11 protein-coding genes are annotated in these 12689 nt (G+C 71.8%); 10 read left to right on the forward strand and 1 reads right to left on the reverse strand.

Annotation, left to right across the window (positions count from 1 at the left end; translation table 11 throughout):
- Positions 1-157 precede the first annotated feature (157 nt).
- Positions 158-1117: a 5-dehydro-4-deoxyglucarate dehydratase gene (locus OG912_RS27635; RefSeq protein ID WP_327711706.1), complete on the forward strand. Its 960-nt coding sequence runs from the start codon at positions 158-160 to the stop codon at positions 1115-1117.
- Positions 1114-2292: a hypothetical protein gene (locus tag OG912_RS27640; protein ID WP_327711707.1), complete on the forward strand. Its 1179-nt coding sequence runs from the start codon at positions 1114-1116 to the stop codon at positions 2290-2292. Before OG912_RS27635 ends, OG912_RS27640 begins: the two co-directional genes overlap by 4 nt.
- Here OG912_RS27640 and OG912_RS27645 read toward each other — a convergent pair.
- Positions 2275-3492: an MFS transporter gene (locus OG912_RS27645; RefSeq protein WP_327713562.1), complete on the reverse strand. Its 1218-nt coding sequence runs from the start codon at positions 3490-3492 to the stop codon at positions 2275-2277. The two genes, OG912_RS27640 and OG912_RS27645, sit on opposite strands and share 18 nt — an antisense overlap.
- A gap of 266 nt (positions 3493-3758) precedes the next feature.
- Between OG912_RS27645 and OG912_RS27650 the strand changes: the two genes are divergently transcribed.
- The 8 genes from OG912_RS27650 (at position 3759) to OG912_RS27685 (ending at position 12625) form a co-directional block, all read left to right on the forward strand.
- A complete protein-coding gene (locus OG912_RS27650; protein ID WP_327711708.1) occupies positions 3759-4415 on the forward strand; it encodes a GntR family transcriptional regulator in 657 nt (218 codons plus the stop codon).
- A 32-nt stretch (positions 4416-4447) separates the two neighbouring features.
- Positions 4448-5350, forward strand: a complete 903-nt coding sequence (locus OG912_RS27655) for a dihydrodipicolinate synthase family protein (RefSeq protein ID WP_326740554.1) — start codon at positions 4448-4450, stop codon at positions 5348-5350.
- Positions 5347-7074: an L-arabinonate dehydratase gene (gene araD, locus OG912_RS27660; protein ID WP_327711709.1), complete on the forward strand. Its 1728-nt coding sequence runs from the start codon at positions 5347-5349 to the stop codon at positions 7072-7074. Before OG912_RS27655 ends, araD begins: the two co-directional genes overlap by 4 nt.
- A 137-nt stretch (positions 7075-7211) precedes the next feature.
- Positions 7212-8141 carry a carbohydrate ABC transporter permease gene (locus OG912_RS27665; RefSeq protein ID WP_326735514.1) on the forward strand — a complete coding sequence of 310 codons (930 nt, stop codon included), beginning with the start codon at positions 7212-7214 and terminating at the stop codon, positions 8139-8141.
- Entirely contained in the window at positions 8138-9058 is a 921-nt protein-coding gene (locus tag OG912_RS27670) for a carbohydrate ABC transporter permease (protein WP_443061028.1), read from the forward strand. The genes OG912_RS27665 and OG912_RS27670 overlap by 4 nt, the downstream gene beginning before the upstream one ends.
- 5 nt (positions 9059-9063) lie before the next feature.
- Complete coding sequence (locus OG912_RS27675) at positions 9064-10245, forward strand: Gfo/Idh/MocA family protein (RefSeq protein ID WP_327711710.1); 1182 nt, start codon at positions 9064-9066, stop codon at positions 10243-10245.
- A complete protein-coding gene (locus tag OG912_RS27680) occupies positions 10242-11069 on the forward strand; it encodes a PmoA family protein (RefSeq protein ID WP_327711712.1) in 828 nt (275 codons plus the stop codon). The genes OG912_RS27675 and OG912_RS27680 overlap by 4 nt, the downstream gene beginning before the upstream one ends.
- Positions 11066-12625, forward strand: coding sequence for a glycoside hydrolase family 43 protein (locus OG912_RS27685; protein ID WP_327711713.1), 1560 nt, complete (start codon positions 11066-11068; stop codon positions 12623-12625). Before OG912_RS27680 ends, OG912_RS27685 begins: the two co-directional genes overlap by 4 nt.
- Positions 12626-12689: the final 64 nt, after the last annotated feature.

Genomic DNA, 12689 nt, shown 5'->3' on the forward strand with positions numbered 1-12689 from the left:
ACCCAAGCCCGTCCGGCGATTGAGGACGGAACCCCGCACCCCGGACCGGGGCATCGCGCCTTGACCCGTGCCGAGCCGCTGCCTTAGCGTAAGAGCCGTTCATGAATATGGACGTCAATCAGAATTGTGCACGCCTGAAACCGCTCAGGGAGCGCCCGTGACCTCAGCCCCACTTGCCGCCCGACTCACCGCTGTCGCCGGGCCGCTCTTCTTCCCCGTCACCGCCTACGGGCCGGACGGCTCCGTCGACCTCGATGTATTCCGCGCGCACGTGCGCAAGGGCGTGGACGCCGGTGCGGCGGCCGTGTTCGCCTGCTGCGGTACGGGGGAGTTCCACGCCCTGACACCCGAGGAGTTCCGCCTCGTCGTCGCCGCGGCCGTCGAGGAGACCGCCGGTGAGGTGCCCGTCGTGGCCGGCGCCGGATACGGCACCGCCCTGGCGGTCCAGTTCGCGAAGCTCGCCGAGGAGGCCGGCGCGGACGGCCTCCTCGCCATGCCGCCGTATCTGGTCGTCGCCGACCAGGAAGGGCTGCTGGCCCACTACACGGCGCTCGCCGCAGCTACCCGCCTGGAGACGATCGTCTACCAGCGCGACAACGCCGTCTTCACCCCCGAGACCGTGGTCGCGCTGGCGCAGACGCCGGGCATCATCGGCCTCAAGGACGGCTACGGCGACCTCGACCTGATGCAGCGCATCGTCAGCGCCGTCCGTACCGGACTGCCCGGCCAGGACTTCCTGTACTTCAACGGGCTGCCCACAGCCGAGCTCACCGGCCTCGCCTACCGGGGCATCGGCGTCACGCTGTACTCGTCTGCCGTGTTCGCCTTCGCGCCCGATATCGCGCTGGCCTTCTACCGCGCCCTGGAATCGGGTGACGATGATCTTGTCAACGCGCTGCTCGACACCTTCTACCGCCCGCTCGTCGAACTGCGCGCCAAGGGCCGCGGCTACGCCGTCTCGCTGGTCAAGGCGGCCGTCCGTCTCCAGGGCCTGGACGTCGGGGAGGTGCGCACCCCGCTCACCGAGCCGCCGGCCGTGCACATCAAGGAGCTGACGGAGATCATCGGAGCCGGCCGCGCATTGCTGGAGCGCGGCGGCGCGGGGGAGCGCGGGTGAAGACCTCCGCCTTCCTCTACCCGTGGGACATCGTCGGGGATCCGGACGCGGCCGCCCGCGTCGCGGACCTCGGCGTCCAGCAGGTGACGCTTGCCGCCGCCTATCACTCCACGCGGGCGCTGACCCCGCGCCATCCCGCCCGGCGCATCGTCACGGCCGAGCACGCCGCGGTGCTCTACCCGCCGGACGCCGGGCGGTGGGCGGGGCGCGAGCTGCGCCCGTACGGGCAGTCCTGGGTGGAGTCGGACGACGCCTACGCGGAGGCCGCCGAGGCGCTGGCCGGTGCCGGGCTCGATGTGCACAGCTGGGTCGTGCTCGCGCACAACTCCCGGCTGGGCGCCGAGCATCCGGACACCTCCGTGGTCAACTCCTACGGGGACCGCTACCCGTGGGCCCCCTGCATCGCGCAGCCCGCGGTCCGCGCGTATCTGGTGGACCTGGCCGCGGAGGCGGCGGTACGGGGCGGGGCGGGCGGCACCGAACTGGAGTCGTGCGGCTGGTACGGCTTCGCGCACCTGCACGCCCACGACAAGATCGCGGGCGTCGGCCTGGGCGACGCGGCGCAGTACCTGATGTCGCTGTGCTTCTGCCCCGACTGCCGGGCCGGATACGGCGGGCAGGGGCTGGACGCCGAGGAGCTGAGCCTCGCCGTGCGGGGCGCGCTGGAGCCGGTGTGGTCCGGTTCAGGCGCCCCGGAAGCGGGCTGGGACGGCGTCGGGAAGCTGCTCGGCGCGGATCTCGCCGCCACCACGCTCCGGTGGCGCACCGAGGTGGCGCGGGGGCTCCAGGAGTCGGTGGTCGCCGCGGTGCGGGCGGCGGCCTCGCCCGATTTCCAGGTGCTGCTGCACGCCGACCCGGCGCCGTACCGCTCCGGAGCCAATGTGGGCGTCGACCCGGCGCACATCCTGTCCGTGGCGGACGGTGTGGTGCTGCCCTGCACCGGCGGCGACGCGGCGCGCGAGGCCGTGCTCGGCCCGTTCGCCGGCCGCGGAGGTGTGGTCGCGGCCAACCTCACCGTGGTGCGGGGGATGGGCGGCAGTCCGGGCACGCTGGAGCGGGACGCCGCCCATGCGGCCTCGCTCGGCGCGAACCAACTGCGCCTGTACCACGCGGGGCTGGCGTCGGGGCCGGACCTCGAAGCAGTCGCGGAGGCGCTCTCACGCCTCGGCCGCTGACACCCGCGGGCCGGCGGGTGCCTTCCCCCGCCGGCCCGCGACCAGCCATGCCGCCGTCAGCAGCCCCGTCGCAGCCACGAGCGGCAGCAGCACCCGTACGTCCATCAGCGCGACCAGCCCCGCGCCGAGCGCCAGCGCCACCGCGTTGGGCGCCATCATCAGCGTGCCCGCGGCCGCCGCCGTCCGGCCCAGGACCGCGTCCGGGGTCTCCCGCTGCACCGCCGTCATCGCGGCGATCAGCACACACGGCAGGCCCGCCCCGATCAGGCCGCACGCCACCAGCGCCACCGCGTCGTACGGCAGCGCCCGCGCGCCGACCGCCAGGGCGAACACCGCGATGCCCGCCGCCGTGAACACCCGCTCCGGCAGCCGCCGCAGCAGCGGTCCGGCCAGCAGCCCGATCGCGACGGACCCGACGCCCTGCGCCACGGAGAGCACACCCGCGTACGCGGGGGAGCGGCCGAGGACCCCGTCCACGACGGCGTACAGCGTCGCCCCGTTGAGCCCGGCGCACAGCATCGTGACCGATCCGGCGAGCACCAGCGGCCGCAGCACCGGCGACCCCCACACCTGCCGCATCCCGGAGTGCCGTCCGCGGCCGCCGACCGCCGCCGGGGCAGGCCTCCGTACCCGCAGCAGCGCGTACAGCCCCGCCGCCAGAGCGAAGGAGGCCGCGTCCAGCAGGGCCACCGCGCCGCCGCCGAAGCGGGCGTAGAGCGCCGCGCCGGTCAGCGGGGCCACCAGCTTCATGCCCTCGTTCGCCATCATCCTCAAGCCGTTGAAATCGCCCAGCAGGCGGGCGTCCACGGCCTGGGCGACCACGGCCGACTCCGCCGCGTCCATCAGGACGTGAGCGGTCCCGTACACCAGGAGCACCGCGAACAGGATCCAGATCCGCCCCGCCGAATCCACCGTGATCAGTGTGGTCAGCAGCAGGGCCATGGCCACGTTCGACCAGACCAGCAGCGGCTTCCTGGGCAACCGGTCGGCCACCGCTCCGAGGGGCGGTCCGAAGAGCACCGGAAGCCAGACGGCGAAGAGGGCGAGCGCCGCCAGACTGTCCGAGCCCGTCAGCGACTTGACCCAGATCCCGGCGGCCAGTGACATCGCGGAGCTGCCGAAACCGGACACCACGACCGCCGCGAGGAACAGCCCGGCCGTCCGGTCCCGCAGTACCCGCCCTGCCGCCGACTCCGGCATCGCACCCACCGAACCTCTCCGACCTGCACCTTTGTTGGGCAATCAGGCTGGCCGGTAAGGCTGTTGCCGGGCATCGGGAGGATGCCGTAGACCGCCGGGCGGGGCGGCCCGTCCGACGGGATCGGTGTAGGGCACACGTCGTAGTCCGGTGAAGTTCTTCTGTCAGAAGCGTTGACGAAACATTCGTGGCGCCTCTAGCTTCATCGCGTCGTACTTCGTACGTCATATATGAGACGCGATACGCGAGATGCGAGAGCCCTTCACTCATGACCTTTGCGCCCACCCCGATTCCGTCCCGCACCCAGTACGTGCTGGAGGCGATCAAGCACGCGATCCTCACGGCGCAGCTGAGACCAGGGCAGGCGCTCGTCGAGACCGAACTCGCCGCACAGTTCGGGGTGTCCAAGACCCCCGTCCGTGAGGCGCTGAAGACTCTCGCCGGTACCGGCCTGGTCGTCATGAGCCAGTACAAGGGCGCCACCGTGCGGCTGGTCGACGCGTCCATGGCCCGGGAGGTCTACGACGTGCGGCTGCTGCTCGAACCGGAGGCGCTGCGGCGCTCCATCACCCGCAAGGCCTCGCTCGACGAGGCCCAGGAGGCCCTGGAGCGCGCCGACTCGGCGGGCGACAAGGCCGACAGGTCGCTCGCCAACCGGGACTTCCACCGGGCGCTCTACCTCCCCTGCGGCAACCCGCTGCTGGCCCGGATGCTCGACGAGGTCCGCGACCAGGCCGCGCTCGTGTCGACGGTCGCCTGGTCGACGATCCCGTCGTGGGAGCGGGAGGCGGCCGAGCACCGGGAGATCCTGCGGCTCGCGCTCGCCGACGACGCCGACGCGGCGGCCGGGGCTCTGCACGACCACATCGCGTCGTTCGTGCGCCGCGCGTTCCCCGACGACGAAGACGGGGGTGACGCGGCGTGAACCAGCAGCACACCGACGAAAGGCCTGTCCGCATGGACCTCACACCGCTGAAGGCGGCCCTCGCAGATGTCGTGGCGATCCCGGTCACCCCGTTCGCCGAGGACGGGACCATCGACACGTCGGCGCACCGCGCCCTGCTGCGCAGGCTGCTCGACGGCGGCGTACGCATCCTCACCCCGAACGGCAACACCGGGGAGTTCTACGCGCTCACTCCCGAGGAGCGGCGCACCGTCACCGAGCTGACCATCGACGAGGCCGGCGGCCGCGCCACCATCCTGGTCGGTGTCGGGCACGACGTGCCGACCGCCGTCGCCGCCGCCGAGCACGCCCGCGATGCCGGCGCCGAGATGGTGATGGTGCACCAGCCCGTCCACCCGTACGTCTCGCAGGACGGCTGGATCGACTACCACCGGGCCATCGCCGAGGCCGTCCCCGGACTCGGTGTCGTCCCCTACATCCGCAACCCGCACCTCGACGGGGAGTGCCTGGCGGTCCTCGCCGACAGCTGCCCCAACGTCATCGGCGTCAAGTACGCAGTCCCGGATGCCGCACGCTTCGCCGCGTTCGCCCGGGACGCGGGCCTGGACCGCTTCGTCTGGGTCGCGGGCCTCGCCGAGCTGTACGCCCCCGCCTACTTCTCCGCGGGCGCCACCGGATTCACCTCCGGCCTCGTCAACGTCGCCCCCGGTGTCTCGATCGCGATGCTGGAGGCGCTGCGGGCCGGCGACCACCCGGCCGCCATGAAGGTCTGGGAGCAGATCCGCCGCTTCGAGGAACTGCGCGCCGACCGGCAGTCCGCCAACAACGTGACCGTCGTCAAGGAGGCCCTGGCCTCGCTCGGCCTGTGCAGCCGTGATGTGCGCCCGCCCAGCCGGGTGCTGCCCGAGTCGCAGCGCGCCGAGGTCGCCGACCAGGTCGCGGGGTGGTCCATATGACCGGCCGCATCGCCCCCGAGGAGCTGCGCAGCCACCAGTGGTACGGCACCGACGGGCTGCGTTCCTTCAGCCACCGTGCCCGCACCCGCCAGCTCGGCTACCTTCCCGAGGAGCACCTCGGTAAGCCGGTGATCGCGATCCTCAACACCTGGTCCGACATCAATCCGTGCCACGTCCATCTGCGCGACCGCGCGCAGGCGGTCAAGCGCGGGGTCTGGCAGGCCGGCGGCTTCCCGCTGGAGTTCCCGGTCTCCACCCTCTCGGAGACGTTCCAGAAGCCGACCCCGATGCTCTACCGCAACATGCTGGCGATGGAGACGGAGGAGTTGCTGCGCTCCTACCCCGTCGACGGTGCGGTGCTGCTGGGCGGCTGCGACAAGTCGACCCCCGCGCTGCTGATGGGCGCGGCCTCCGTCGACCTGCCGGCCGTCTTCGTACCGGCCGGGCCGATGCTGCCGGGGCACTGGCGCAACGAAGTGCTCGGCTCCGGTACCGACATGTGGAAGTACTGGGACGACAAGCGGGCCGGACTCATCGGCGACTGCGAGATGGACGAGCTGGAGAACGGGCTCGCCCGCTCGCCCGGCCACTGCATGACGATGGGTACCGCCTCGACCCTCACCGCCGCCGCCGAGGCGCTCGGCGTCACCGTCCCGGGCGCCTCCTCCATCCCGGCCGTCGACTCCGGTCACGACCGGATGGCCGCGCAGTCGGGCCTCCGGATCGTCGAACTGGTGTGGCAGCAGCGGAAGCTGTCGTCGATCCTCACCGCGGATGCGTACGAGGACGCCGTCGCCACCGTCCTCGCGCTCGGCGGCTCCACCAACGCCGTCATCCATCTGATCGCGATGGCGGGCCGCTCCGGCATCAAGCTCACCCTCGACGACTTCGACCGCATCGCCCGCACCGTGCCCGTGCTGGCCAACCTGCGGCCCGGCGGGAAATACCTCATGGAGGACTTCCACTTCGCCGGCGGACTGCCCGGGTTCCTGGCCCGGCTGACCGACGTACTGCATCTGGACCGTCCCACGGTCGCGCACGACACCCTGCGCGAACAGCTCGACGGCGCACTCGTGCACAACAGCGACGTCATCCGGGAACGCGACAACCCGCTGGCCGACGAGGGCGGTGTGGCGGTGCTGCGCGGCAACCTCTGCCCGGACGGGGCGGTCATCAAGCACATCGCCGCCGAGCCGCATCTGCTGCGTCACACCGGTCCCGCGGTCGTCTTCGACGACTACAAGGAGATGCAGCGCACCATCAACGACCCGGCCCTGGCCCTCACACCGGACCATGTGCTGGTGCTCCGCAATGCCGGACCCAAGGGCGGTCCGGGGATGCCCGAGTACGGCATGCTGCCGATCCCCGACTATCTGCTGAAGCAGGGTGTACGGGACATGGTGCGGATCTCCGACGCCCGGATGAGCGGCACGAGTTACGGGGCCTGCGTGCTGCACATCGCGCCCGAGTCCTATGTCGGCGGACCTCTCGCGCTGGTCCGCACCGGTGACTCCATCACCCTGGACGTCGAAGCGCGCCTGCTCCATCTCGACGTGCCGGAAGAGGAGTTGACGCGGCGCAGGGCCGCGTGGACGCCGCCGGCCACCCGGTACGAGCGCGGCTACGGAGCGCTCTACCACGACCAGATCACCCAGGCCGACACCGGCTGCGACTTCGCCTTCCTGGCCCGGCCGGGAGAAGTCCCCGACCCCTACGCCGGCTGAACGGCCCAGCAGAATTCGGGCGCCCCGACTCGTTCGGCATATCGAACGTCATGCGGCAAGCGCTTGCGCACTACACGCATCGCCGTACCTTCCAGCACCACCGTGCACCCGTACCTGAGAGAGAACGGAGACGTGTCATGGCCCAAGCCGCCGCTGTGGCCACACCGCCCAAGGTGCCCAGGCGCCGCTCCGCGAGCCCCCGCCGACTGCCGTATCTGCTGATCGCCCCCGCGGGGCTGCTGATGCTGGGCTTCATCGCCTACCCGGTGATCAGCGTCTTCTACTACAGCCTGCAGAACTACAACGTCACCAAGCCGTGGCGGAACGGCTTCGCGGGCTTCGACAACTTCACCCGGATCTTCACCGACGACGACCAGTTCTGGACGACGCTGGGCTTCAGCGCCCAGTGGGTGGTCGTCCAGGTCGCGCTCCAGCTCACCCTCGGGCTCGCGCTCGCCCTGATCGTCAACCAGAGCTTCATCGGCCGCGGCATCTCCCGCGCCATGGTCTTCTCGCCGTGGGCCGTCTCCGGGGTGCTGACCAGCACCATCTGGATCCTGCTCTACAACTCCTCGACCGGGTTCAGCCGCTACCTCGCGGACGCCGGGATCGGCGACTACGGGACCTCCGTGCTCTCCGACACCGGAACCGTCTTCTGGGCCGCGACCGTCGCCGAACTCTGGCGCGGAGTCCCCTTCTTCGCCATCCTCATCCTCGCCGACCTGCAGTCCGTCTCCAAGGAGCTGTACGAGGCGGCGTCCGTCGACGGCGCCGGGCGGATGCGCCAGTTCTTCCACATCACCCTGCCCCACCTGCGGGACGCGATCATCCTGTCCACGCTGCTGCGCGGCGTCTGGGAGTTCAACAACGTCGACCTGCTCTACACCCTCACCGGTGGCGGACCGGCCGGCGAGACCACCACCCTGCCGCTCTACGTCGCCAACACCGGCATCGAGGGCCACGACTTCGGGTACGCCTCCGCGCTCACCACCGTCGCCTTCGTGATCCTCCTCTTCTGCTCGATCGTCTATCTGCGCCTGAGCAAGTTCGGAGGCGACCACAAGTGACTGCCGCACTGGCCGAGAAGAACGGCACCGACTCCGCGCGACTGCCCGAACAGGGCACTCGCCCGCCCGCCGACCACCGGCGCGGCAAGCCCGGCCGCGAACGCGCCTTCGATGACGTACCGCGCTGGCAGATCTACGTCCCGCTCGGCATCTACCTCGTCTTCACCCTCATCCCGTTCTACTGGATGTTCCTGTTCGCCGTGCGCCCCTCGGGCTCCACCTCGCTGGTGCCCTGGCCGATGACGGGGGAGCACTTCTCCAAGGTCTGGAACGAGCGCAGCTTCGCCCTCTTCTTCCAGAACAGCATGATCGTCGGGGTCTGCACCCTGGTCAGTACGACACTCGTCGCGCTGGCCGGCGGCTACGCGCTCGCCCGGTTCAACTTCAAGATCAAGAACGCCTTCATGCTGGCGCTGCTCTGCTCGCAGTTCATTCCGGGCGCGCTGATGCTCGTACCGCTCTTCGAGATCTTCAAGAACCTCCAGCTGATCAACTCCCTGGGGAGCGTGGTCATCGCCGAGACGGTCTTCCAGCTGCCGCTCTCCATCATCCTGATCAGCGGGTTCATCAAGAACGTGCCCGTCACGCTGGAGGAGGCCGCCTGGGTGGACGGCTGCTCGCGCTTCCGGGCCTTCTGCGCGGTGGTGCTGCCGCTGCTGCGGCCGGGACTCATCGCGGTCGGCTCCTTCGCCTTCGTGCACAGCTGGAACCACTTCCTGTTCGCCCTGATGTTCCTCAGCGAGCAGGACAAGCAGACGATCCCGGTCGGCCTGAACACCCTCATCGGCGCGGACAGCGTCGACCTGGGCGCGCTCGCCGCGGGCGGTGTGATCGCCGCGGTCCCCGTGGTGATCGTCTTCGCCTTCATCCAGAAGTGGCTGATCACCGGCTTCAGCGCCGGCGCCGTGAAGGGCTGACGCACATGCCGTCGATTCCCGCCACCACACCCGTCCCCATCGTCCTCGCGGGCGCCCGCGGCCACGGGCGCTGGCACCTCGCCAACATCCGCCGCCTCCAGCACCAGGGCCTCGTCCGGCTCGCCGGAATCTGTGAACTCAAGCCGCTCGACGACGGCGAACTCAACGCCTTCGCCGGTGAACTCCCCGAGCAGTCGGCCGACTTCGGTGCGCTCCTGGACTCCACCGGGGCCCGCGCCGCCGTCATCTGCACCCCGATCCAGACCCACACCGAACTGGCGCTCACGGCCGCCGACCGCGGTGTCCACCTCCTGCTGGAGAAGCCGCCCGCCGCGACCCGCGCCGACTTCGACCGGATCCTGGCCGGGGTGCAGCGGGCCGGCATCGCCTGCCAGGTGGGCTTCCAGTCCTTCGGTTCGCACGCCGTGCCCGCCATCCGCGAGCTCGTGCGCAGCGGCGCCATCGGCACCGTCCAGGGCTACGGTGCCGCAGGCGCCTGGGTCAGGGACGAGGCCTACTACCAGCGGGCGCCCTGGGCCGGGCGGCGCCGGATCGGCGATACCGACGTCGTCGACGGGGTCCTGACCAACCCGCTCGCCCACGCCGTCGCCACCGCGCTCGAACTCGCCGGCAGCGGCACGGCCCAGGACGTCGCCGGAGTCGAGACCGAGCTCTTCCGCGCCCACGACATCGAGGCCGACGACACCTCCTGCGTACGCATCACCACCACGGCCGGGATCCCGGTCACCGCCGCCGTCACCCTCTGCGCCGAACAGGCCGGGGAGCCCTATGTGATCGTCCACGGCGACCGCGGCCGGATCACCTTCTGGTACAAGCAGGACCGGGTCCTCGTCCAGCGCGCCGGACACGGCCCCGAGGAGGCGGTGCACGGCAGGACCGACCTCCTGGAGAACCTCGTCGACCACCTGGTGCGGGATGCCGCCCTGCTCGTACCGCCGCACCGCACCGGGGCGTTCATGGAGGTCGTCGAGGCCGTACGGACCGCCCCCGAACCGCTCGCGCTGCCGGCCGGGGCCTGGTACACCGCACCCGCGACCGCGTCCACCGGCCCCCGCCGGGTGGTGCGCGGGATCGACGGAGTGGTCGCCGCGGGCGCCGACACCCTCACCCTCTTCTCCGAACTCGGCGTCCCCTGGGCGCTTCCCACCGAGGTGAGTTCATCGTGACCACCACCGCACTGCTGAGCTGCGCCGGCCGTCCGGTCGGCCGCTACACCTACCTCCCCGCCGCCGACGGCCGCCCCTACCTCCACCCGGTCACCACCCTCGCCGGCACCCCCGTCACCGAGGAGCGCCCGGCCGACCACGTGCACCACCTGGGCACCTCCGTCGCCGTCCCGGACGTCGCCGGGCACAACTTCTGGGGCGGGCGCACCTTCGTCCGCGACCAGGGCCCCACCGTGCTCGACAACCACGGGGTCCAGCGCCACCTCGGCTGGAAGCTCCGCGACCCGGACGGGTTCGTCGAGGAGCTCAGCTGGGAGGCCGGCGACACCGAACTGCTGCGGGAGCACCGCACGGTCGCCACCGCGGAACTCTCCGAGAGCGCCTGGGCGCTGGACTTCTCCTTCTCGCTCACCAACAGGGGCACCTCGGACCTGTCGATCGGCAGCCCCGCCACCAACGGGCGGCCGGGCGCCGGATACGGCGGCTTCTTCTGGCGCGCACCCAAGGAGGCTTCGGCGCCCGCGGTGTTCAGCGGGTCCGCGGACGGCGAGGAGGCGGTGCACGGGAAGGCCGCCGACTGGGTGGCGATGAGCGGCGACGGCTGGACCCTGGTGTTCGCCGGGGCGACCGAGGAGACCCGCCGGGACCCGTGGTTCGTGCGGACCACCGAGTACCCCGGCGTCGGCTCCTCCCTCGCCGCCGACCGCCGGCTCCCGATCCCCGCCGGCGCGACGGTCGTGCGCCGGGTCGTCACCGTCATCGCGGACGGCCGGCTCGACCGGGCCGGGGCCGCCGCCTACGTCCGCCGGGCGGTGACCGCGTGAGCGCGGCCGGCGAGCGCCCCTGGACGGCCGACCTCGGCGACGGCACCTACCGCAACCCGGTGCTGAACGCCGACTGGTCCGACCCCGACGTGGTGCGGGTCGGCGACGACTTCTACCTCACCGCCTCCAGCTTCGGCCGGGTCCCCGGACTGCCGCTGCTGCACTCCCGCGACCTCGTCAACTGGACCCTCATCGGCCACGCCCTGGACCGGCTGGAGCCGGCCGCCGACTTCGCCGTGCCCCGGCACGACTGCGGGGTGTGGGCGCCGTCGCTGCGGCACCACGCCGGACGGTTCTGGATCTTCTGGGGCGACCCCGACCACGGCATCCAGCAGATCAACGCCGAGGACATCCGCGGCCCGTGGAGCGCGCCCCATCTGGTCAAGGCGGGCAAGGGACTGATCGACGCCTGCCCGCTGTGGGACGAGGAGACCGGCGAGGCCTACCTGGTGCACGCCTGGGCCAAGTCACGCTCCGGGATCAAGAACCGGCTCACCGGCCATCGGATGAGCCCCGACGGACGGGAGCTGCTCGACGAGGGCAAGACCCTGATCGACGCCGACACGATCCCCGGCTGGTTCACCCTGGAGGGCCCCAAGCTCTACCGGCGGGGCGGCGAGTTCTGGATCCTCGCCCCGGCCGGCGGGGTCACGACCGGCTGGCAGGGCGCCTTCCGTTCACGGGAGTTCTTCGGGCCGTACGAGGAACGCGTCGTCCTCGCCCAGGGCCGTACCGACGTCAACGGGCCGCACCAGGGCGGCTGGGTCACGACCGCGGCCGGCGAGGACTGGTTCCTGCACTTCCAGGAGCGCGGGGCGTACGGGCGGGTGGTCCACCTCCAGCCCATGCGCTGGGACGCGGAGGACGAAGGCTGGCCGGTCATCGGCGACGGGGGAGAGCCCGTCTCCGTGCACACCAAACCGGCCGCGCCCGAACAGTCCGCCGCGGCCCCGGCCAGTGGCGACAGCTTCCCGGGCGGCCGGTACGGCAGGCAGTGGCAGTGGACCGCCGACCCGCGCCCCGGCTGGACCGTCGAGCACGGCGGGGACGGGCTGCGGCTCAGCTGCGTACGGACCGCGTACGCACACGACCTGCGGGCCCTGCCCAACGTGCTGGTCCAGCGGCTGCCCGCCGAGACGTTCACCGCCGAGGCCGAGCTCGCCCTCGGCAGCGAGGTGGCGGGGGCCAAGGCCGGTCTCGCGGTGCTCGGGGACGCGTTCAGCTGGATCGGCCTGGAGCGGCCGGCGGACGGCGCGGGCGGGGTACGCCTCGTGCACCGGTACGCCGAGACGGTCGCCGAGCACGAGCGCGACGCCGAGCACAGCAGGCCGGCGCCCGAGGGACGGGCCCGGCTGCGCATCGAGGTCACCCCCGGGGCCCGCTGCCGCTTCTACGCCGACACCGGGGACGGGACCGGATTCCGGCCCTCGGGCCAGGTCTTCGCCGCGACGCCGTGGCGCTGGGTCGGGGCTCTGCTCGGCCTGTTCGCCACCGCACCGCCCGGGACGGGGCCGGCCGGGACGGCCTGCTTCACCGGATTCCGCACCACCCCCTGACCCGTACCGGCCGGGCCGTCGAAGGGCGACCGCCGGCCGGCACCGGACCACCGAACCCCCCACT

This window comes from Streptomyces sp. NBC_00464, assembly GCF_036013915.1.
In the GTDB taxonomy this organism is placed as follows: Bacteria; Actinomycetota; Actinomycetes; order Streptomycetales; family Streptomycetaceae; genus Streptomyces.

What these genes read in the sequence shown, in the direction of transcription:
- OG912_RS27645 (WP_327713562.1), bottom strand. Translation starts at nt 3,492, where the DNA reads ATGCCGGAGTCGGCGGCAGGGCGGGTACTGCGGGACCGGACGGCCGGG.
- OG912_RS27650 (WP_327711708.1), top strand. Translation starts at nt 3,759, where the DNA reads ATGACCTTTGCGCCCACCCCGATTCCGTCCCGCACCCAGTACGTGCTG.
- OG912_RS27655 (WP_326740554.1), top strand. Translation starts at nt 4,448, where the DNA reads ATGGACCTCACACCGCTGAAGGCGGCCCTCGCAGATGTCGTGGCGATC.
- araD (WP_327711709.1), top strand. Translation starts at nt 5,347, where the DNA reads ATGACCGGCCGCATCGCCCCCGAGGAGCTGCGCAGCCACCAGTGGTAC.
- OG912_RS27665 (WP_326735514.1), top strand. Translation starts at nt 7,212, where the DNA reads ATGGCCCAAGCCGCCGCTGTGGCCACACCGCCCAAGGTGCCCAGGCGC.
- OG912_RS27675 (WP_327711710.1), top strand. Translation starts at nt 9,064, where the DNA reads ATGCCGTCGATTCCCGCCACCACACCCGTCCCCATCGTCCTCGCGGGC.